Origin of the sequence: Candidatus Bathycorpusculum sp. (assembly GCF_009778815.1) — an archaeon.
Classification (GTDB): Archaea; Thermoproteota; Bathyarchaeia; order Bathyarchaeales; family Bathycorpusculaceae; genus Bathycorpusculum; species Bathycorpusculum hydrogenotrophicum.
Genome location: NZ_WRFL01000005.1, coordinates 43790 through 65500, shown reverse-complemented (window position 1 = coordinate 65500; position 21711 = coordinate 43790). Strand labels below are relative to the sequence as shown.

23 protein-coding genes, 2 tRNA genes and 1 pseudogene are annotated in these 21711 nt (G+C 43.6%); 20 read left to right on the top strand and 6 right to left on the bottom strand.

Translation table 11 applies throughout. From position 1 onward, the window contains the following. Positions 1 to 66 precede the first annotated feature (66 nt). The gene (locus tag FWF39_RS02185; protein ID WP_343381795.1) at positions 67 to 804 is read right to left on the bottom strand and encodes a 30S ribosomal protein S3ae; all 738 of its coding nucleotides are present in this window, start codon (positions 802 to 804) and stop codon (positions 67 to 69) included. A gap of 51 nt (positions 805 to 855) precedes the next feature. After that, positions 856 to 2145, bottom strand: a complete 1290-nt coding sequence (gene serS / locus FWF39_RS02180; RefSeq protein WP_343381811.1) for a serine--tRNA ligase — start codon at positions 2143 to 2145, stop codon at positions 856 to 858. Between the two features lie 342 nt (positions 2146 to 2487). Here serS and FWF39_RS02175 point away from each other — a divergent pair, with 342 nt between their 5' ends. The 3 genes from FWF39_RS02175 to FWF39_RS02165 all read left to right on the top strand — a co-directional run bounded on the left by FWF39_RS02175 (position 2488) and on the right by FWF39_RS02165 (position 4777). Further along, entirely contained in the window at positions 2488 to 3066 is a 579-nt protein-coding gene (locus FWF39_RS02175) for a hypothetical protein (RefSeq protein WP_343381794.1), read from the top strand. 131 nt (positions 3067 to 3197) lie between these two features. Then, positions 3198 to 4241 (top strand): M42 family metallopeptidase, encoded by a 1044-nt coding sequence (locus FWF39_RS02170; protein WP_343381793.1) that lies wholly within the window; start codon positions 3198 to 3200, stop codon positions 4239 to 4241. Between the two features lie 86 nt (positions 4242 to 4327). Further along, positions 4328 to 4777, top strand: coding sequence for an archease (locus tag FWF39_RS02165; RefSeq protein ID WP_343381792.1), 450 nt, complete (start codon positions 4328 to 4330; stop codon positions 4775 to 4777). Here FWF39_RS02165 and FWF39_RS02160 read toward each other — a convergent pair. Both FWF39_RS02160 and FWF39_RS02155 read right to left on the bottom strand, forming a co-directional pair. Next, positions 4774 to 5427 (bottom strand): adenylate kinase, encoded by a 654-nt coding sequence (locus FWF39_RS02160; RefSeq protein WP_343381791.1) that lies wholly within the window; start codon positions 5425 to 5427, stop codon positions 4774 to 4776. The two genes, FWF39_RS02165 and FWF39_RS02160, sit on opposite strands and share 4 nt — an antisense overlap. Positions 5428 to 5598: 171 nt before the next feature. Next, a pseudogene (locus FWF39_RS02155) lies at positions 5599 to 5847 on the bottom strand (histone family protein); the annotation flags it as partial. Positions 5848 to 5967: 120 nt separating this feature from the next. Here FWF39_RS02155 and FWF39_RS02150 point away from each other — a divergent pair. The 5 genes from FWF39_RS02150 (at position 5968) to FWF39_RS02130 (ending at position 8680) form a co-directional block, all read left to right on the top strand. Further along, positions 5968 to 6738, top strand: a complete 771-nt coding sequence (locus FWF39_RS02150; protein ID WP_343381790.1) for a TatD family hydrolase — start codon at positions 5968 to 5970, stop codon at positions 6736 to 6738. Positions 6739 to 6904: 166 nt separating this feature from the next. After that, on the top strand, positions 6905 to 7132 hold the full coding sequence (locus tag FWF39_RS02145) for a 30S ribosomal protein S17e (protein WP_343381789.1): 228 nt from the start codon (positions 6905 to 6907) through the stop codon (positions 7130 to 7132). A 17-nt stretch (positions 7133 to 7149) separates the two neighbouring features. Continuing rightward, entirely contained in the window at positions 7150 to 7530 is a 381-nt protein-coding gene (locus FWF39_RS02140; RefSeq protein WP_343381788.1) for a hypothetical protein, read from the top strand. Between the two features lie 86 nt (positions 7531 to 7616). After that, positions 7617 to 7901 carry a MoaD/ThiS family protein gene (locus FWF39_RS02135; protein WP_343381787.1) on the top strand — a complete coding sequence of 95 codons (285 nt, stop codon included), beginning with the start codon at positions 7617 to 7619 and terminating at the stop codon, positions 7899 to 7901. Positions 7902 to 7903: 2 nt separating this feature from the next. Continuing rightward, entirely contained in the window at positions 7904 to 8680 is a 777-nt protein-coding gene (locus tag FWF39_RS02130) for an SAM-dependent chlorinase/fluorinase (protein ID WP_343381786.1), read from the top strand. Here FWF39_RS02130 and FWF39_RS02125 read toward each other — a convergent pair. Continuing rightward, entirely contained in the window at positions 8667 to 9656 is a 990-nt protein-coding gene (locus FWF39_RS02125) for a DUF354 domain-containing protein (RefSeq protein WP_343381785.1), read from the bottom strand. The two genes, FWF39_RS02130 and FWF39_RS02125, sit on opposite strands and share 14 nt — an antisense overlap. Continuing rightward, positions 9653 to 10165: an acyltransferase gene (locus FWF39_RS02120; RefSeq protein WP_343381784.1), complete on the bottom strand. Its 513-nt coding sequence runs from the start codon at positions 10163 to 10165 to the stop codon at positions 9653 to 9655. The genes FWF39_RS02125 and FWF39_RS02120 overlap by 4 nt, the downstream gene beginning before the upstream one ends. Before the next feature lie 66 nt (positions 10166 to 10231). On the opposite strand from FWF39_RS02120, the gene FWF39_RS02115 reads away from it, so the two are divergent. The 12 genes from FWF39_RS02115 (at position 10232) to thsB (ending at position 21710) form a co-directional block, all read left to right on the top strand. Next, positions 10232 to 11128, top strand: coding sequence for a GDP-mannose dehydrogenase (locus FWF39_RS02115; RefSeq protein ID WP_343381783.1), 897 nt, complete (start codon positions 10232 to 10234; stop codon positions 11126 to 11128). Between the two features lie 164 nt (positions 11129 to 11292). After that, on the top strand, positions 11293 to 11922 hold the full coding sequence (locus tag FWF39_RS02110; protein WP_343381782.1) for a 4Fe-4S dicluster domain-containing protein: 630 nt from the start codon (positions 11293 to 11295) through the stop codon (positions 11920 to 11922). Positions 11923 to 12153: 231 nt separating this feature from the next. Beyond that, on the top strand, positions 12154 to 14106 hold the full coding sequence (locus FWF39_RS02105; protein WP_343381781.1) for an arginine--tRNA ligase: 1953 nt from the start codon (positions 12154 to 12156) through the stop codon (positions 14104 to 14106). A gap of 154 nt (positions 14107 to 14260) precedes the next feature. Continuing rightward, positions 14261 to 14345 (top strand) — tRNA-Leu (locus FWF39_RS02100). Between the two features lie 84 nt (positions 14346 to 14429). Further along, positions 14430 to 14558 carry a hypothetical protein gene (locus FWF39_RS02095; RefSeq protein WP_343381780.1) on the top strand — a complete coding sequence of 43 codons (129 nt, stop codon included), beginning with the start codon at positions 14430 to 14432 and terminating at the stop codon, positions 14556 to 14558. A 287-nt stretch (positions 14559 to 14845) separates the two neighbouring features. Beyond that, positions 14846 to 15760, top strand: a complete 915-nt coding sequence (locus FWF39_RS02090; RefSeq protein WP_343381779.1) for a hypothetical protein — start codon at positions 14846 to 14848, stop codon at positions 15758 to 15760. Between the two features lie 29 nt (positions 15761 to 15789). After that, entirely contained in the window at positions 15790 to 16242 is a 453-nt protein-coding gene (locus tag FWF39_RS02085; RefSeq protein WP_343381778.1) for a hypothetical protein, read from the top strand. A gap of 268 nt (positions 16243 to 16510) precedes the next feature. Continuing rightward, entirely contained in the window at positions 16511 to 17341 is an 831-nt protein-coding gene (locus FWF39_RS02080) for a M28 family peptidase (protein WP_343381777.1), read from the top strand. After that, complete coding sequence (locus FWF39_RS02075) at positions 17326 to 17649, top strand: M28 family peptidase (RefSeq protein ID WP_343381776.1); 324 nt, start codon at positions 17326 to 17328, stop codon at positions 17647 to 17649. The genes FWF39_RS02080 and FWF39_RS02075 overlap by 16 nt, the downstream gene beginning before the upstream one ends. Positions 17650 to 17865: 216 nt before the next feature. Further along, positions 17866 to 19551, top strand: coding sequence for a lysine--tRNA ligase (gene lysS, locus FWF39_RS02070; RefSeq protein ID WP_343381775.1), 1686 nt, complete (start codon positions 17866 to 17868; stop codon positions 19549 to 19551). A 204-nt stretch (positions 19552 to 19755) separates the two neighbouring features. After that, positions 19756 to 19834, top strand: a tRNA-Arg gene (locus FWF39_RS02065). Positions 19835 to 20054: 220 nt separating this feature from the next. Then, positions 20055 to 21710, top strand: a complete 1656-nt coding sequence (gene thsB, locus FWF39_RS02060; protein ID WP_343381810.1) for a thermosome subunit beta — start codon at positions 20055 to 20057, stop codon at positions 21708 to 21710. Position 21711 lies beyond the last annotated feature (1 nt).

Genomic DNA, 21711 nt, shown 5'->3' with positions numbered 1-21711 from the left:
ATCTCAAATAAACTGTAAAGTTAAAAACTGTTTAGATTAAAAAGAAAAGAAAGAAAGAAGAACGGATTATTCCTGAGCTACTTCTTCTATTCCTTCTGTGTTGTCGTCGTCTTCTGTTGCGCCCTCTTCTTCATCAGGGGCTTCGTCGTCTTCTTCTAGTTCCTCGTCTTCGGGTGCTTCTGCTTCAACAATTGGTGCTACAGCGAATTTAGGTAGTTTTGCTGGGGCGGCGACGAGTTTGGATTTGCGTATACCAACATGACGCAGGGGTGCAACAAGTTTGGCTTGATTGTAGATGTCTGAGGCAATTTTGCCTAGTACCATTTCTTGCACAAATTGGTCAAGGGTAAGGGTAGCAGCTTTTTCACGGATGATTTTTTCCATCATGTCGCGGATGATCTTTTCTTGTGAAGTCTTTATGCGCGAGAGGGTCAGGGCAGAGACGGATATGCGAAGTTTGAAACCGTCTTTGGTAACGAGGTTGAACAATCCATCTACTTTGGTTGTTCTTCTGCGAACCAAGCTTCTGAGATAGTCGCGTGAATATTCATGACCTTTGAAGAGAGTTCGGGCAGTTTTTCCATCGATCTGGTTAATCTGAAACGCCATTTTCAGGTAATGATGGGAAAAGTCACCTGTTATGTCATAGAGAGTTGCCTCTACAACTCTGCCCAGTAACATTTTTTCCTCTTGGGCTGGAATACTGCCTAACTCGATGTTGCCGAAGAACGGTGGTGCAATGACCATGTACCATGTCTTTCCGCGCCACTTATCGCGGATATGCTTTGCCGATTTTGTTGACAAGCTAATTTCTCCAAGTCGTTCCACAAGATTCTCAAGGCTGTATTAAAACTTTTAGCGTTGACAGCCTATTTTTTCTCTATCACCCATATATTTCCTTAACACTTTCGGTATATTTATCGTTCCATCCGCGTTTTGATTGTTCTCTAACAAAGCAACAATGGTTCTTCCAGTGGCAATAGCAGTGGCATTAAGCGTATGTAACGGTCCCAGCGGCGGCGCGCCCTCTTTGAGACGATATTTGATGCCTAAACGTCGGGCCTGATAATCAGTACAGTTACTACACGATACAACCTCACGATAATCCCCCGGCGCGGGCATCCACGCTTCAATATCATATTTCTTAGCTGCAACAGTACCAATATCGCCCGTACAAACATTAACAACCCGATACGCCAACTCTAACTTTTGGAGGATATTTTCCGAGTTTGCAAGAAGTTCCTCTTGAAATTTGGAGCTGTCTTCGGGATTACAAAAGATGAACTGCTCTATTTTGTTAAATTGATGCGTACGGAAAATGCCGCGGGTGTCTTTGCCATGTGCACCTGCTTCTTTACGAAAACAAGGACTAATTCCAGCTAGCTTGATGGGCAAATCATCTTGTTTCAGGGTTTCATTCATGTACATAGCTGCCATGGGATGCTCAGAGGTGGCAATTAAGTAGCTGTTTTCACCTTCCACTTTGTAGAGTACATCTGCAAAGTCTGCCAATGAGGTTACACCTTCATAGGCTTCTCTGTTCATAAGATAGGGTGGAACAATTGGAATGTAACCGCTCTTGGACAACTCATCTATGGCAAAACTCATCAACGCCATATCAAGACGGGCTATATCACCTTTGAGATAGAAGAAACGCGCCCCCGCCACTTTACCTGCCCGTTCCATATCAACCTGATCAAGTGCCAAAGCAAGATCAATATGATTTTTAACTGGAAAACTAAACTGAGGAACAGTACCCCACTTTTTAATGGTGAGATTATCATTTGAATCATTACCAAATGGAACCGACTCATCAAGCAGATTTGGCAAGTTAAGAAGGAACGTGCGGATTTTAGTTTCCTGCTCACAAACCTCTGTCTCAACTAGTTTGATCTTTTGATCAATATCTTGTGCCCTTTTAAATTCACCATCCGCTTCTTTGCCTGCTTTTTTGAGTTTTGCAATCTCTACTGTAACTTGTTTTCGATCATGACGCAGGTCGTTTAGTTTAGTGCTGTTTTGGCGCCATTCTTTGTCGAGGCTAATGAGGTCTTGGAGCATCTGAAGACATTCAGGACTATTACGTTTAGCTAAGTTAGCTTTGACATAATCAGGGTTCTCACGGATAAGTTTGATGTCTAACATGAGGGTCACTAGATAATTCCTACTAACTAAATCAGATATTTAATATTTGACCTCATCTGCACCGTAACTTCTAACCCTCTAACACACTGTTCGGGGCTGGCTGATTGATGACAAACCAAGCACCTCCTCAACAACCCGCCTCAACGGCAGTCAACAGATATTGTCATTAGTGGTTACCAAATCCTGTGATTTAGAGTTTACAAATAATACTTTGTACCCTGGGGGTAGATAAGCAACTAATTCAGATTCAAAGTCTAACCTTATCTTATCATAATTTCATAAAGTTAATTAATTGCTTGTATTTTCATTTATGCCCTAATAGCCAACATGGGGCGTAATGCTGTGGACTTTGCGAAGCTATCTGTTTTGTTGCTTATCGCATTTGTGTTATTGCTTGCTCTTGTATTGGTTAACATATATGCCGCTAGACATAAACCAAACAAGTTGCGCTACAGGGTTGTTTTGGTTCTTTGTTTCTATATTCTGGGAAGTGGGGTTGGTATCTTTGATCACCTCATTTGGAGCATTTCTATTATGGTTGTTGCCACCATTCTTGGTTTTGTTCTTCTTCGAGGTATGCCTGAAAGTGTTAGATTGGAGGAGGCTGAAAATACGCGAACTATTGATCTCTCAGCGCCCATATGCGCTAAAGATTTTTTCTCAGCCGGCTTACTCATAAAACTTGAACGGAAATATGGTGTACAGAAAGCTAGGGTAATATATTTACTCCCTGTTCTAGTTCTCCTTGTTATATCTGTATATTTAACAGGGTTAGCAATAAACTGGATCACTGAACCTCTGTACACTGATCTATCTTGGATAGTGCCCATTAATACGGGTGTGGTGACTTTTTTACTCATTATCCGCAATTATCGGGACACAAAAAAAGCCATAGATGCTTCTCAGCAGGGCACTCCTTGAAATATAGCCACGATATTGTTGTATTTGTTATTGTATACTTTTTAAGAGTCAAGTAATGCGCGTACTGTGCCAAAACCATTTAATAACTAGACCCCTCAAATTTTAACTATACAAACTTAGAGGATTTAATCTTGTCACTAAATCAGAATCTAGAAAAGCTCTCCAACGCTTGCGGTGTCACTGGCAGAGAAACCCCTGTCCGTGACCTCATGGTAGAGATGCTAAAACCCCATGCCGATAAGATCCAAGTTGACCGCATGGAAAACGTCATAGCGATCAAAAACGGTAAACCCAACGCACCCAAAATCATGCTTGCTGCACATATGGATGAAGTCGGGTTGATGGTGAAAACCATAACCAAAGACGGTTTTATACAGTTTAGCAAAATGGGTGGAATTGACGACCGCATTCTTCCCGCACAAAAAGTTGTTGTCCACACCAAATCAGTTACTTACCCAGGCGTTATCGGCTCAAAGCCGCCCCATATTCAAAAAGAAGAGGAACGTAAAAAAATCATCAGCTATGACGATCTCTTCATTGACATAGGTGCTGAAAGCAAAGATGATGCTGTTGCAATGGGCGTTGCAATAGGTGATCCTGTTGCGTTTGATGTAAAATATGCTCCCTTGGGCAAAGACACAGTCATGGGTAAAGCATTTGACAACCGTGCTGGCTGTGCAGTCATGGTTGAAACCATGCGATTGCTAAAAGAAGTAGACTGCACCGTATGTGCGGTAGGTACTGTGCAAGAAGAGGTGGGTCTGCGGGGTGCGGCAACTGCTGCCTTTGGTGTAGATCCCGACCTTGCAATAGCACTGGATGTAACCATCGCAGGCGATGTTCCAGGTGTTCGCGAATTCGATACCAGTGTTAAAATGGGCAAAGGACCCGCATTGACTATTAGCGATTCTGGATTAATCACTCACCCCAAGATTCTTCGCTGGCTTCGCGAAACAGCACAGGAAGAACAAATCGCTATCCAGCTCGAATCAGGCCTGCTTGGTAGCACTGATGCTGCACGCATATCCATCACACGACAAGGCATCCCAAGCGGAACTATCTCGATTCCCACACGCTATATCCACAGTCCAACTGGTATAATGAGCCTCAAAGATCTGGAACTATCTGCTAAACTTGCAGCTGCGGCCATACAGAAAGCCACCAAATACTTCTAATCTTTCTTTCTTTGTAGCTTGCCCTATCTTTTTGATGGGGAAAATTTGTTTTTATTCTAGCCCACCTATCTATTTTTGGTTAAGTTATGAGTAAATCTGACAAGTTCGCTGGGAAATTTGAGTTCTTAGAACACACTGCAGACATCTATGTTCGGGCGCTAGGTACCCGCATGGAGGAAGCATACGAAAATGCGGCGTTAGCCCTGTTTGAAACTATGACAAACAGTGCCAAAATCGCTCAGACCAAAGAAGATACCTTTGAGGTGGAAGCTGAAGATCAATATGCTTTGCTCTACAATTGGCTTGAAGCTTTACTGGTCAAGTTCGAAACAGATGGTATGCTCTATAGTAAATTCCAAATAAGTGATTGGCAAGAAACTCCTGAGAGTTTCAAGTTTACAGCAAAAGCATGGGGTGAAAAATTTAACCCCAAACGACATCCCCAAAAAGTAGGGGTGAAAGCGGTAACATACCATTTGATGGTGGTTATCCGCGAACCTGAACGGGTGGTTTTAGAGTTTATACTCGATATTTAGCAGAAACCCATCTTTGTTAGATCTTCTAACATTTTTGCAACCATGGGTTCAGGTGGCGAATCCAGCGATTTGGTAACGGAAACCACAAACGGAATATTTTTCTCTCTGTAGTATACGATGAGGGGTGCGGTTTGGGTTTTGTAGATATTGAGACGATGTTTGATAACTTCAATGTTATCGTCGTTGCGCTGGTAGAGCTCACCACCGCATTTGTCGCATATACCCTCTACTTTGGGTTTGAGAAAGCGAATGTTGTAAACGGCATTACAGTTTTTACAGATGCGCCGTGAAGAGAGCCGTTCGATGATGATTTCATCAGGGACATCTAGTTGGAGGATAACATCAATCTTTGCGATACCCTCTAAAGTTTTAGCCTGCTCGATGGTGCGTGGAAATCCATCAAGTAAGAAACCCTTATCTGCGGGAATTTTGCTGAGTCGGTCTTTTAGAACCTCCACAACAACATCATCTGGGACTAATGCGCCCTGTTCAACGTAGCTTTTGACTTTTTTGCCCAGCTCGGAATTCTGTTTAACGGATTCCCGGAAAATATCGCCCATAGCGATAACCTCAACGCCAAGTTGGTTCTGTAACCGTGAGGAATACGTGCCTTTTCCTGCGCCCGGTGCTCCAAATATGATGGCCTTCACTCTGTTTACTCTCCAATGAGGCTCGTATATTTGGGGATGATAATTAAATTTATCGTCGATTCTGCTTTTTCTTTATGAAAATAGTTCGGTTTGTCAGCAACAATAATTTCAGAATCCCAATCTGATAGAGAAACAAAAAGAAAGAAGGGATGGAAAGTGAGATTTGTTAGTTTATTTTCCCATGACTTTTTTTGCGGCGATTTCAATATCTTCCGCTTTGATGGTTTTTCTTCCTGCATGCATCGCAAAATCGAGTGCTTCTTTAGCGATTTTTACTCCGATTTCCTCTAAGGATTTAGCTAGTTCTTTTGCTGCGGTTTCGCTTACTCGGTCGGCGCCTGCTTTTTTGCATAGTCTATGCATGGGGGCTACAGCTATTTCTAATTCAATCATATCGACATCTCTTTCGCTTCTTTTTCTATTTAAGGCTGTATTTAACCTTTGTTATCTCTTTTTACACTAAAATGTTTCCAACGGCTGATTTGAAGTAAACATAAGAAAATCTTAAAACCCTCAAAGGCAAATATAGCGCTGAACAAAATGAAGCTAATAGACGCTCATATTCACCTCTCTGAGGCCGAGTATGCCGGGCACATTGATGAACTGATAGCGGATGCCAAAAACTCTGGCGTGACTGCACTAGTCACCAATTCGCTGGACTTAACAACATGTCAAAATGATATCAAATTATCCCAACAATACCCCGATTTGGTCTATCCAGCTTTAGGTATCCATCCTTGGAACGTAAATGTACTCAAAGAAAACGAACTCCAAGAAACCATCGACTATATCCAAACCCAAAAAGGCAAAGTAGTTGCCATCGGCGAAATTGGCTTAGACTACAAATATGAATCCACCTGGGAACAACAACTCACCGTATTTGACAAAATGTTACGCCTCGCCGAAACAATGGAACTCCCCGTTATCATACATTCAAGAGGAACCACCGATAAAATCGTAGAGATGCTCCCCTCCTATCGTCTCAACAAGGTCCTTCTACATTGGTTTAGCCATCCTCTAACGGCACTTGCTAAAGCTATAGACAACGGCTACTTTATCACCGAAGGCCCCCCATCTACCTATTCTAATGGTATTCGCGAAGTCGTGGAAAAAACCCCTTTGACTAATCTGCTAACAGAGACCGATGGTCCAGTAACTTATTGGAAACAACCCTACAATGGCCAACTAACCAAACCCTCCCACATACGATGTGTTGTGGATGCCGTGGCAGACATTAAAAAAATATCTGTGGAAGAAGCCGCCGAACAGATTGCCCAAAACTTTGAGGTTTTCTTCAACATCAAACCCTAATCGAAGATAATTTTCTATTTGGCGTTTGACTCGTAACCTCTCGGGGGCTTATTTTTCACCGTTGAGGCGCAAACTTAAATTAAGCCTGTTCTCTATTGAGTGTTGCTCCTACGCTTTTAAACGCTGGAGAAAAACTGTTAACACCGGAGGAATAAACATAGGAAAAGTGAAGACTGAACAGATAAAGCACCTCGGCAAAGACCTGATGACGCGCTTTCCAGGCAAATTCACAACCAGCTTTGACGAAAACAAACGTCTAGTTGATGAGGTTACCAGGGGCACAACCACCCGGGTACGTAACAAAGTTGCTGGATACATAACGCGCACTAACGCATTAGCTCAAGCCGGTTCAGATGACGATTCTGACCTTGACGAATCAGAAATGGCCGAATAAGCCGGAAAAGAATCCGTATGATGGATGCGTACCGTAAAGGATGGGCATTAAGGTATTTGCGTGAAGCAAAGGCTGAATTAGAGGCCGCGCGCAAAATCCCTTACATGGCATCAAGTTTGGTTTTAGAAGCCATTCGAAAAGCCCGAAACGCTATCTACTATAGCTTAGGTGAACCTGCGTTTATAGAGATACTTATCCATGATGAAAGCGCTAAAGTTCCCAGTTCAAATGATTCGGTTCTGCGTTTTCTCATAGAAATAGAAACCATAGTTCAGCAGATCTCTCAGCTCGAAGAAGTCAACGGAGAGGCCATGATGAAACAAGCCGATTCAATTGTTGACATCGCAACTGACATCGTAGAAACACTTACGCAGGAAAAATTTGAAAACTTTAGCTAAGGCTAACCAGCCTTTTTATTCCTAATTCATCGTCTTTTCATAAATAAAACTATTTAACAATCCCGCCTATATGGTAGATTACTCGTATGCTCATAACTATAAAATTTCTCGGTGCATTACGCCACATTTCAGGCAAGACCCAGCTGACCCTTAGCTTTCAAGATGGAGTTTCCATACAGACTGTTGTAGAAACTCTTTGCCAAGAGTTGCCCCCGCTTAAACAGATTTTTTCTGATTCGGAACTAAATGACGCTCGTTCTAACTCTCTGATTCTAGTTAATGGGCGCGAAATTAGCGTTCTAGACGGTTATGAAACTCAACTTTGTGACGGCGACGAAATTGTGTTTGTTCCAGTGGTTCATGGCGGCTAATCATGATAACTCTAACCACCGACTTTGGATTAAATGATCCCTATGTCGCTCAGATGAAGGGCGTTATCTACACCCTAAACCCCAACTCTAAAATTATCGACATAACTCATGGCGTAGATAAATTCAACATATGCATGGGTGCTTTTATGCTGGCCTCAGTTGCACCCTACTTTCCTGTTGGGACTGTGCATGTGGCGATTGTGGATCCCGGGGTGGGCACAGAACGACGGGCGATTGTAGTACAGACTAACCAGGCATTTTTTGTGGGTCCTGATAATGGCATCTTGATGCTAGCCGCACAACAACAGGATATCAAGCATGTCTATGAACTCTCCAACCCCAAATTTAGATTACCCAAGGTTTCACACACTTTTCATGGCCGTGATATTTTCGCACCCGTAGCAGCACACATCGACAGCGGTATATCTGTAGCAGAGTTTGGATCTGAAATAACCCAACAGCCACTCCTCACACCCAAATTTGCCAGCATCCAAAACATCAACGGCACCCTAACTGGTCAAATTCTATATGTTGACAGCTTTGGCAACGCAGTAACCAACATCCCAAGCGAATTAATTCAATCTCAAACAGTAAACGTTAGTCTGCCTCAGGTAGTGCTCAAGTTAGCGCTAAGAGAAACCTATGCACAAACTAACTCAAAAGAAGCCGTTGCCTTGGTGGGCAGTCATGGGTTTTTGGAGCTTGCCCTAAATCAAGACAGTTTTGCTAAAAAATATCCTGTCCGCACAGGTGATCCTGTCACAGTTACTTTTGCATAGTTATGTTTTTGGCTATATCTGCTATGACATCCACTGGATTCTCAAGTGCGGCAAGTTTATCAGCAACATCAAAACGTTTGCCCAAATACTGTTTGGCAACCTCTATCACCTGGTCCTCTGTTGTTGCAAACAGCGGAAAACCCTTCTGAGCGAGGTAGGTGTTAACGTAGGTTTTTGCCATATCTGAGATACCAATGCTAGGTACGCCCTGTAGTGCAGCTTCGCGTGTGATGGTGCCGCCATAGCTAACTACTAAATCGGCGTGTGCTACCAACTCAGCAGTATCCTCAAAACCCAGCTTCCCCTTGTAGGCCTCTTCATTTTCATTATTGTATCTTTGAACGACATGGACATTTCCCAGCTCAGCAAGTCGTTGCGCCAATGTTTGAACGTTATCTTGTTTTTTTTCTGCATAGACTGCTCTGGTTTCTATCTGTCTAACCACAATCAGTGGTCTTTTTGTATCGGCTGTTTTTTTTGATTTGAAGCCCTTAATCCATGCAACTTCATCAACACCCCTAAAAACTGCGACGTTGTGAGCGCCATTGTCTGCTGTGAAACTCTTGGGCAGTGCCTCAGAGACCACCACCGTGTGTGCAAAGGGCAACGTTAAGCGATTTACTGCATAGGCATAGGGTGTGTCAGCGGTGGTTATGATGGGTATGCCCAAGCCAAATGCCACTCGACAAAGCTCTACGGATTGATGGGCAATTGCTACATCTGGTTTTTTATCTCTAAACATCCTTGCAAACTGGATAATGCGCTCCGCGCTCTCCTCAAGCCTTGATGTAAGCGTTGTCGGTGCATATTTCCCAACAACCAGTGGATCTTCGCCTAATCCTTTGGCCAGTGGAATAGTGTCGGGATGTTCACGAGTGGTAAAGATAACTTCATGTCCCAAGGCTCTGAACTTTTTAGCTATGGCAATGGCATAACGAACTTGTTTGCCTGTGCAGGCGTCATACCAAACTCTCATGGTGACACCCTGCACTTTTGCGCCAAGAATTCTTCGCGTTTAGCTTCAAATTCCTCAAGAGACATAACTTTCTTAGCTGGACAACCCGCAACCACGGTTCTAGGTGCCACATCTTTGGTAACAACACTCCCACCACCAACCACCGCTTTTTCACCAATTGTTACGCTGGGAAGAATAGTCACCCCACCACCAATGGTAGCATCATCTTTTATCATAGGCGGCGTCAAATAGTTACATCGGGGATATTTGTCATTTAACAAGCTAGTGTTTGGGGCAATAAAGACATTATCGCCTAGCACACAACCGTTTGATATGGTAACATGAGCTTGTATGTTACAGTTTTTACCCAAGGTAACATTTTTGCCCAAATCAACAAAACTACCCACAATGGTACCTGCACCGATTTTGGTTCCTTCCCCTATGACGACATAGTTCCAAATCGCACAATCGGCACCAATTTCTACGTTAGCACCAGTCACAATACCGATGCCTCGCTTTGAATTCTGCATACCTGTCTTTTTGTGCTCCAGATTTAAATAGTTTTAACACCCATGGATTTCCATCGAGGCCTCAGCATGACTCACCAAATAGTCCTCATCGTTGGGTTAGGTGAAATCGGCCATACCCTTTTCTCCCTCTACACTGAAAAGAAAGCCGAGTTTACAGTTTACGGTTTAGATTTAGATCAAACCAAAATGCAAGAACTCAACCAAGACAAAACCAAAATCCCAAACAAAATTGACGTTCTACAAGTAGCCCTTCCATGTGCAAACCCTGAAAAATTCGCTCAAGTCATAGCTGACTATGCCAAACAGTATCAACCTAACCTAATTATAGTTAACAGTACAGTTCCGCCGGGAACCACTCTTCAAGTTGCAAAAAAATGCAACGACTGCCAAGTGGTACACTCCCCCGCACGAGGTGTGCACATAAACGTAGAACACATGATCTGGGAGATGAAACGCTGGCCCAAATACATCGGCGGCGCCACACCCAAAGCAGCAAAAGACGCAAAAACCCATTTCGAGACACTGGGACTCCAAGTTAAAGTACTCAAAAGCTGTACCGAAACCGAATTAGCTAAACTCTTTGAAACCACCTACCGCGCCTGGATGATTACCTGCTTCCAAGAAATGCACCGCATCGCACACACATTCAACGCCGACTTTAACAACACAATTGATTTCCTCGAAGATACCCACCGTCAACGCTACGACCGCCCCATAATGTTTCCAGGATACATCGGCGGACACTGCCTCATTCCAAACACAGAATTACTTCTCAAATCATACGACTCAGATCTTTTGCGTCTTATCTTAAAATCCAACGAAAAACGCAAAGAAGAAATGAAAGACCCCCAAATACAAACTGAAGCCCAAATGGTCGCCCAAAGAGCCCAAACACTACAAAAAGAACTCACAGGAGAAAAAAACGTAACCCTCCCACAAAAACAAACCGAAAACAACCCCTAACAATCCTATATACCCCATAGTAGCAGAAAAATACGAATAAATCACTGTAAAATTAACTCTTGTATCTCTGTTGGTTTTTGGCTTAAAAAACCCCTTTTCTTGGGTAATGCATAAAAGCAGATTATGCACAGTGATACTCAACACCAAAAGGTTTGATAATTCACATGTCCGCTAAAACCTTGCCTAGAAAATTCGTCTCAGTGGACCCAAGCAAATGCATTGGATGTGGTATTTGCGAATATGCCTGCACCACCGAAAAAGGTGAAGGTAGCTGGAACCCGGTTCGCAGTAGAATCCGCGTCGTACGAATGGTACCGGTCTTCAATTTTGCCCTAACCTGTCGAGGATGCATAGACGCACGATGCGTAAAAGCTTGCCCTGAACGTGCAATCACACAATCCGAGGTCAACAGCCTCCTAATTGTAGACGATGCAAAATGCAAAGGGTGCGACTGGTGTGTCCAAGCCTGTCCACACGGTGGAATCACCATCCATGCAGAAACCGGCAAAGCCATTGCCTGTAACCTCTGCGAAGGCGACCCACAGTGCATAAAAACCTGCCCCGAGGAAGCCCTCGAAATCGTAGAATCCGACGAAGCTGCCGATAAACGCTTCAACGACGCCCTAGAAAAACTACCCGCACAAGCCGACCAGTTAACTGTTATCGTCAAAAAGAAAGACTGGAAACCCCTTATTGCCACTGCAGAACAACGCTCTGAACGAGTCGCAGAAAAACTCGACGCACTAAACCAACGGGCATTAGCAAAAAAACACGACAAAAAACCCCCACCCTAACCTTCGGAGAACAATTCTCCAATTCCCACCAACTTCTATTTACCTGCTCTACCTCAATGAGCAAGACGCTTTGTGTTTCTCTTTTCTACCCGGCTGTATGCTGTGTGGTGTGGTAGATGTGGCTGGTGTTGTTTTCTAATGCTTTTTATGGATCCATTAGACACATAAATGTGTCAGCGTATTTAAAATACAACCGCTAAGATTAATTGCACAAATAGTGTGGAAGCGCAAATGATGATTGCCCCAAATCCTTTCGAGTTGTTTCGCCAAGAATGTCAAACGGTATTAACTGCTGTTATAGAAAAAACGCTTCCCGAAGTTGCGTTACCCCCTATTAATCTTAGAAAAACTCCCAATATCGAATATGGCCAACTGGCAACATCACTATGTTTTGAGTTAGCCAAAAAACTAGGCCAAAAACCGTTGGATTTAGCAGAAAAATTGGTTGCAGCCATCGATCCATCTGCATTTAGTCTCATTGACAAGGTTGCACCTGCAGGCGGCGGATACATAAACTTCCATCTAAACTTTGCCAAATTCAGCGAACTCACACTACAATCTATTAAAGAGTTAGACAGCCAATACGGCTTTGTCAAAACCGATACTCCACAAAAAATAATAGTTGAGCATACAAGTGTCAATCCTCTGCATCCTATCCACATTGGACAGGCCCGCAACCCCATGATAGGCGACACTTTAGCCCGCATTCTCCAATACAGAGGCCATGAAGTTTCTCGCCACTACTATATTGATGATGTCGGACGCCAATCCTCAGTTGTGGCCTATGGTTATTTGAAGCTAGGCAAACCCCAACCCACTGAGAAACCGGACTTGTTTGTGGGCAAAATCTACACCGTAACTTGCTGTATTGTTGAAATCAACCGACTCAAACAAACCCGTGATAGAGCAACAGAGTTGCAAAATGCCGCTGACTTAGTCAAAGCAAACAAAGAACTTGACGAATGGCTGTCTATTGCTGTGGAGCTCAAAGAGAAATACCCCGTGCTCTTTGAGATGTTGCTGGCAAAAATAGAAGAAGACCCCAACCCCGAAGAAGAAATCAACAAACTCAACCGAGCATACGAAGACGGCCAACACGAGGCAAAAGACCTTATACGCGAAGTCAGCAATCTCTGCCTAAATGGTTTCCAAGAAACCATGAACCGCGTAAACATCACCTATGACTCATGGGACTGGGAAAGCGACCTCGTATGGACCCCCCAAGTCAACCAAGTCATGACCCAACTCAAAACAACACCCTACCTCTCAAACGAAAAAGGTGTTCTCCAATTCAACGCCGACCAAGTCACCCAAACACTCAACCTCAAAACCAAACTCGGACTAAGCCCAAACAACGAAATCCCACCCCTAACCCTAGTCCGCGCCGACGGCACCACCCTCTACACCACCCGCGACATAGCCTACACCATCTGGAAATTCAAACACGCCAACAAAGTCATAAACGTCATCGGCATGGAACAATCCCTAGCCCAACTTCAACTCAAACTCGCTCTCTACGCCCTAAACTACACCAAACAAGCCGAAAACCTATTTCACTTCGCCTACAACCTCGTTACCCTACCCGGATACAAAATGAGTAGCCGCCGAGGACACTACATAACATTTGACGAAGTACTAAACGAAGCTATCAACCGCGCACACCAAGAAGTCACCAAACGCTCCCCCATGCTAAGCCCAGAAGAAAAACAAACCATCGCCACCTTTGTCGGATTAGGCGCAGTACGCTACGCACTAATCGATGTAGACCCCAGCAAAAACGTCATATTCAACTGGGAACGAGTCCTCAACTTCGAAACCAACAGCGCACCCTACGTCCAATACACCCACGCCCGAGCCACAAGCATCCTACGCAAAATAACAAACCCACCCCAAAACCCCAACTATGAACTCCTCACCGAACAACTAGAAAAAGAACTAATCCTAACCATAGCCAGCTTCCCAGATATGTTCATCGAAGCCACCGAATACCTCAAACCCAACATGATCGCCGACTACACAAACAACCTAGCCGACAAATTCAACACCTTCTACAACGCTTACCCCGTGCTCAAAGCCGACACACAACAACTCACAGACGCACGCCTGACTCTAGTGAAAGCCATTCAAACAGTCCTAAAAAACGCCCTAAACCTTATTGGTATAGTTGCCCCCGAAAAGATGTAGCAAACTGTCAAAAAATGAATTCATGAGGCTTTTTTTAGGTCTTTTTTCTGATTGTATGAGGCCCTGCCTTGGGACTTGTTTATTGTTTCCCGTAAAGCCTTTAAATGGGCTGGATGTTTCTATATTTCCGCAAGCCTCAAAAAGTAGAATCTAAGCGGAGGTCGCCAAGCATGGTCAAAGGTGTAAGACTGAGGCTCTTATCCCGCAGGGGTTCGTGGGTTCAAATCCCACCCTCCGCACTTTTGCTTTCTATTCATGATTAATGGTGTGTTTGCCAGTATTTTTGTAATTAGGGTATAAAATTGCCTTTATTGGTGAGAGGTTTGAGTGTATCTGAGCTGTTTGTGCCGCTCCCAACTTGGGAGGATTTTGCTGAGAAAGCTCTGACGTTAAGTTGTATGACCCAAATCACCGAAGTAATAAACCTGTCATATTTGGAGAAGCAAACTTAAATACAAAAAATCTTAAGCACTAAAACAAAAAAATCACCCTATCAACTGCAGATAAGGTTCACAGTTAAACAGTTCATTTTTTCAATACACCCTTCAAGTCCATAAGTTTGTTGATATTTTCTAAAACAATAGCATCTGTTCTAAATTTAGAACACTTTAAGTAAAAGTGTTCTAAGCGTCAAATTATATGTTGCCCTGAAAAATACAAGCCAGGGAAAAACAGATGCAAAACGAAAAAAAGATGGTACTATATTTAGTGTCAACCCAAAAACTCGAGGTCATCACGTATGGAAAAACAGGTTAAATACAGAAAAAGAATGTTGCTCTACAGCATACTCGCTTTAACAATCGGCATAGCCGCAATTATACCGTTATCATACATTACACTAACCATAGACGGCACAAATCAAACACAGCCATTCTTCACGCCATACTTACAGCGTGTACAAGCTGCCCCAGATGTCGCAACTCTATATAACGCTCCTGGACTTGTTTACATCGATGAACCCCCTAACGAAGGTTGGATTTCCATATCCATCTGCTACGACATAACGCCTAATGGAGTTGACCTTACAGATGTGGATGCAAAAATAGAAGTCTATAATTTCCATTTCTACTCTGAACAAGGCTCAATTCTTAACATGACACAGTGTGTGGCAATTGCTGGGAACGTATCCAACCCAAGCTCACCTAACGGTGTTTCTACTGCAATCATAGATTATCACGGCTACGAGGATTATGATAATCCCATAGATTGGGCAAACCACAGGAATACCTTTACCTTTGCAGACGGAACAGTATATGACTTTACAGAACTACTCGGTTACACCGAATCATGCACAGTAGCTTATAGCTCAGCTGAATATTACACAGAATACACAGGAGAAACAGGAACTGTAGACGCTCATCGTAGCCTTGGTTGCATTGCGGTTCTAACTGAATCTAAAGGTGAAAAAACAGCACAAGCATTAACTGACCTAAGAAGCGCCCAAACAATCTATGTTGACATCACCAGAATAATGCAGATAACCTATAAACATCCAAGTAGCTCCAACACATCAGCAGGAATTAAAGCCACACCTACTAGCAACGAAGTTTTGTATCATATGCAGCTACCAGAGTCAACTCGTTTAGGAATAGCCGAGTATGAAACTGACCACAACGGATACCCGAATCCCCGTTTCGGCAAAGTGATGCCGTAAACCAACAACCCGACTAAAAGGCTGTAAAAATGACTAACGCTGAATTGGAAGGAACTGCATTAAGCGTTTATACTTTCATTGCCCGTGCAGATGGGCCAGTAGGAACAAGAGAAATAACTAGAGGCGCAAAACTCAGCAGTCCAAGCGTCACGCACTATCATCTTCAAAAACTTGAAAATCTTGACTTAATAGAGAAAAACAGCAACGGCGACTACATCCCTAAGAAGAGAGCAACTATTGATGGACATGTATGGGTCGGCAAAAACCTCATGCCACAATTAATGCTTTACTCCTTCTTTTTTATAGGTGCATTTGCCGCAGAAGTAAGTACGATACTGCTTAGCTTAATTGTTAAAAGTTTAGTGGTTGAAACAAGTTTCTGGTTTTTAACAGGCATAACTTTGGTATCAATGCTTCTATTCATCAAAGAAGGAACAAGACTGCAACGCAAACTAAAACCCAAATACACAGACAAGAAGTAAAAAACTGTATGTATTTTGCTATAATGGAACTGTGTTATCAGTTTGCTTTTTTTTCATTATACCTTTGGATTTTCGGTGACTTTGTTGAGCAAGCATAGTCATACATTCATGGATTATGATCTCTGATATGAAGTCTGCCAAATTATGTTGTTATTTTTGGTGTTACACGATTAAGCCACGACTTCTATCGGTTGGATTTTATACTGAGGTGGTAATTATTCTACACGGTGTTTCTTTGGGCGATCGTGCAACTTTATTACAGCAACATATGGATCAGTTATGCGAAAAAATTGGCGTAAGGCCGACCGGTTCTACTAAAAATAAAGAAGCGGTTGATTACGCTTTTGAGGTATTGCAAAAATGTGGTTTTCAGGTATATGCGCAGGAGTTTGACTGTATTGATTGGCTCAACTTTGGCGCACTGTTGTTGGTTGATGATCAGAAGGTGCAGGTGGAACCCGCAGAATATTCGCTTCCTTGCGATATTCAAGCTGAATTTATCTGTATCGATACCGTAGAGGTGCTTCAAAAGGTAGAGTTAAGCGACAAAATAGCTGTTATTTATGGTGAGTTATGCAAAGAGCCTTTGATGCCAAAAAACTTTGAATTCTATAACCCTGAGGAACACAAGCAAATCATAGCGTTGCTGGAAGAAAAACATCCCCAAGCCATAATTGTGGCTAGCCCGCATAAAGAACACATCATACAAGATGGGGACTTTAACATCCCCTGTGCCGTTATATGTGCGGATAGGTTGGATATTTTTTTACAAAGTAACCGCCGGAAAGCAAAACTAACCATTAACACAGAGCGGATTCCAGTAAAAGCCCATAATGTAATTGCCACCTATGGGTCAGGTTGCCGTGATAAAATCTGTTTTTCAGCGCACATTGACACAAAACCCACAACACCCGGTGCTCTTGATAATGCTTCGGGTGTGTCTGTTCTGTTGGCTTTAGCGGAGACTCTTACCCATAGCGACTATCCGTTCCAGATTGAAATTGCCATACTAAATGGCGAAAAGACTACTACTCTACTCCCGGAGAAACCACATATATGGCAGGGCTCTCCCCGGAATATTTGTTGGCTGTTAATGTAGATGGTGTAGGGTTGCGAGGCAGTGCTACTTCTATCTCTTTTTATGCGTGCCCGCAGAAACTTGAGAACCAACTCATGGAATATGTAAAACGAACACCCGGGTTTGAGCGCATTGAACCCTGGCCTATGGGCGACCATATGATATTTGTTGCCGCAGAAATACCAACCATTGCCCTAACGGCCTGCAACATATTTAGTCTGATAGATACTCTGATTCATACTTCCGAGGATAACCTGAAAAACATTGATTTGGATATTTTAGTCAATGTTGTAGATTTTTTGATGAAGTGCATTGATGCTGGCGTGTGATGTGTGGTTTTTTATTTACCCCACATTAACCGTTTGTATGCGTAGTGATTGCTGAAAGTGATCTCTGCCTCTGGTTGTAGTAGTTGTTGAACTAACAAAATCCCTGGTGATCTGTTGGTCGTGCTAAAGAAAGACTTTAACCCTGGCCAGCAACCACAAACACCATCAACAAACCTGACCGAATTTTTATCTCTCAAAAACTGATACAGTTGAGGTTTGTCTAAACATTTTTCTATATCTCTGCATTGTCATGTGGGAGAAGGCAAAGAAGTTATGACTGATGAAATCGTTGGCATGGGCACATGGTACGATATGATGGCTAAAAAAGTCATCGAACGTGAACAAACTCTCAATCGTGACATGGGTAGAATTCGCACCGAGATGGGTTTGGGTGCCTCAGGTTTTCCTCATATCGGTAGTTTGGGTGATGCCTCCCGAAGCTATGCTGTTACCTTGGCGCTCAAAAACTTGGGCTACAACTCTGAGTTGATTGCCTTCTGCGACGACAAAGACGGTCTGCGCAAAGTTCCAGCTGGTCTGCCGGCTGATATAGCTAACAGTTTGGAAAAATATCTCGGATACTCTGTATCCACTATCCCTGATCCGTTTGGTTGTCATGAGAGCTATGGTAAACACATGAGCTCGCTTCTACTTGAAGCCCTTGACAAATGCGGTATCCAATACAAGTACTACAGTGCCCAAGACGTCTACAAAAAGGGTCTGTTGCTAAGTGAAATTCGTACCCTACTTACAAATGCCAAGCAGATTGGCGAAATAATCAAACAAGAAGTCGGACAAGAAACCTACAACGCGGTTTTGCCCTTTTTTGCGGTTTGCGACAAATGCGGGCACCTCTACACTACTCGCGCCTACACTTTCGATCCTAAAACTGATAAAGTCACCTACAAATGTGAAGGACAAGAAATCAAAGGTAAACTCATCGCCGGTTGCGGTCATGAAGGCGAAGTGGATATCAAAAGCGGTGAGGGTAAACTGACTTGGAAATCCGAGTTCGCCGCAAGATGGCGCGCCCTTGACATACGATTTGAAGCCTATGGCAAAGACATCGCCGACTCAGTGCGCATAAACGACCGCATCTGCCGTGAAGTTCTTGGATATGAGCCGCCTAGCCATGCCCAATATGAAATGTTTCTCGATAAGGGCGGCAAAAAAATCAGCAAATCAGCCGGCAACGTATTCACCCCTCAGGTATGGTTCAACTATGGCTCTCCTCAATCCTTGTTACTGCTCATGCTCAAACGTTTCGTAGGCACCCGGGCTATTGATGTCTCAGATATTCCCAGTTATATGGCTGAACTTGACGAATTAGAAGACGTTTACTTTAACAAAAAACAAACTAACCCCAAAGAAGCCATCCGCCTCAAAGGGCTATTCCAATACTGCTATGTCATGAACCCGCCCGCTGAACTCAGCATCCATGTGCCCTACAACCTGCTGGCGTTTCTTGTCAAGATGGCTCCCAAGGAATGCATAAACGACTATGTCGCTGAAAAACTACAAAGCTACGGCTACCTCAAAAAGGATCAAAGCATAGACGCAAATCTCCAAACACGCATCCAATATGCTCTAAATTGGACCCGCGACTTTGATGAAATCAAAGAAACAACCATCGAACTCTCCGAAGCTGAACACAAAGCCCTGAGCGAACTCTGTATAAAACTACAAGCCAACCTTGATGCCGATGCAATTCAAAACGCCATCTTTAACGCCGCCAAAGACAACGAACTAAAAGTTGGTGCTTTCTTCAAAGTACTCTACACTGTACTTATGGGTGCATCCCAAGGACCTAAACTCGGTCCATATGTACTAGCGATGGGCAAACAGAACGTAATCGCCGCAATAGAACGCGTACTTAACAAAACCAACACCGAACCCCAATAAACCCTGATTGTTCACAAAACAATCGTTTCAGCAAGTTTGTGGAACTTTTTAACCCACAACTTTAACCCCCTCTGATTTACATTCACATTTGTCAGTTTTTCTCACAGAGTCAAAGTAACCTCGAAGCCGAAACCACTATTTTTAAGTTCAAGCTCCGTATTTACTACCTTTGCCTTCAAAATTTTGAGGGCTAACAAGACAGTTGGGCCTGTCGTCTAGTACGGATTATGACACCGGCCTGCGGAGCCGGAGGTCCTGGGTTCAAATCCCAGCGGGCCCGCCATCTCTTCTTAACTACTTAAGCTAATAGTTGAATGCATTTTTAGGAAACTTTTCTGCATAGTTGTTAGTTTTCACACTCAAAGTTGGCTTTTGATGGCTTGTTCGAGGTATGTGTGCCTAGAAAAACTTATATGGTTAAGGCAGTCATGTTGTTGTTCGCATTAATTGGAGGTTTACTTGATTTGTCAGCAATACCCACGTCAGCGGGCGGAGTTCCCATTATGGTTCTCAGAGAAGGTACTAAGCGGAACCGGGGAAAAGACGCTCAGCATGGAAACATTATGGCTGCTAAAGTTGTAGCTGAATCCGTCCGAAGTGCATTGGGACCCAAGAGCATGGATAAGATGTTAGTCGACGGTTTTGGTGATGTTACCATAACAAGTGATGGTCGAACTATACTTGACGAAATGGATATCCAGCATCCTGCGGCAAAGATGCTAGTTGAGGTTGCTAAAACCCAGGATAAAGAAGCCGGTGACGGAACAACATCTGCAGTTGTCCTTGCAGGTCAACTCTTAAGCCGTGCTGAAGAACTTCTTGATAAAAATATTCATCCAACAATCATCATTGAGGGCTACAAGCAAGCTGCCCAAAAAGCGCTAGAAACCCTCGATAAAATCGCTATTCCCATAGATCCAAAGAAATCTGATTACCTCAAAAAAGCTGCTGTAACATCGATGGGAAGCAAAATCGTCTCTGAGCACAAAGACTACCTCGCTGATATCGCTGTTAAAGCTCTGCAAGCAATTGCAGAAAAAACTCCTGAGGGAACAATGAAAGCAGATATAGACGATATCAAAGTTGAGAAGAAAACCGGTGGATCCGTCGCAGAGACCACCTTTATCAGCGGCATTGTGCTTGATAAGGAAATTGTACACAGCGGTATGCCTAAACGAGTAGAAAAAGCAAAGATTGCTCTTCTGGATGTCTCCTTGGAAAACGAAAAGCCCGAACTCGACGCTAAACTAACCATCGAAAGCCCCGCACAGATTGAGGCTTTTCTCAAACAAGAAGAAGCTATGCTCAAAGCAATGATCGATACCATCCTTGCAACCGGCGCCAACGTAGTGATTTGCCAAAAAGGTATTGATGATCTTGCCCAGCACTTCATGACTCGGAAAGGCATAGTTGCCATTCGCAGAGCCAAAAAATCCGATATGGAAAAACTCGCACGGGCAACCGGTGGAAAAATCATCAGCAATATCGATGCATTAGCCAGCACCGATCTTGGCGAAGCCCAACTAGTCGAGGAACGCAAGACCGGCGATGACAAAATGACCTACATCGAAGGATGTAAAAACCCCAAATCTGTCACGTTGCTCATAAGAGCCAGCAACCCACGCTTAACCGCAGAAGCTGAACGCAGTATTCATGATGCTCTCTTTGTCATAAAAGACCTCATAGAGGATCCCCGTATAGTTGCAGGCGGCGCGGCACCTGAACTAGAAATGGCAAGTGCCCTGCGCAAATATGCCCAGACACTCCCCGGTAGAGAACAGATAGCCGTAGCAATCTTTGCTGAGGCCCTAGAAGAACTCGCAGTGATTTTGGCAGAAAACGCAGGTCTAGATTCAGTGGATCTTCTCACCCAACTTCGCGCAAGTCATGAAAAAGGCCAAACTTGGGCCGGCATAAACGCATCTGCTGGAAAAGTCGACGACATGACAAAACAGAACGTTTACGAACCGCTTGCTGTTAAAAAACAAATCATCAAATCAGCCAATGAAGCCGCATCAATGATCCTAAAAATTGATGATGTTATCTCAACCGCAAAGATGAAGTCTCCTCCAATGCCCCCAGGAGGAGGAATGCCCGGCGGTCCAATGGGCGGAATGGGCATGGGCGGTATGGGTGGCATGCCTGGTGGAATGATGTAGA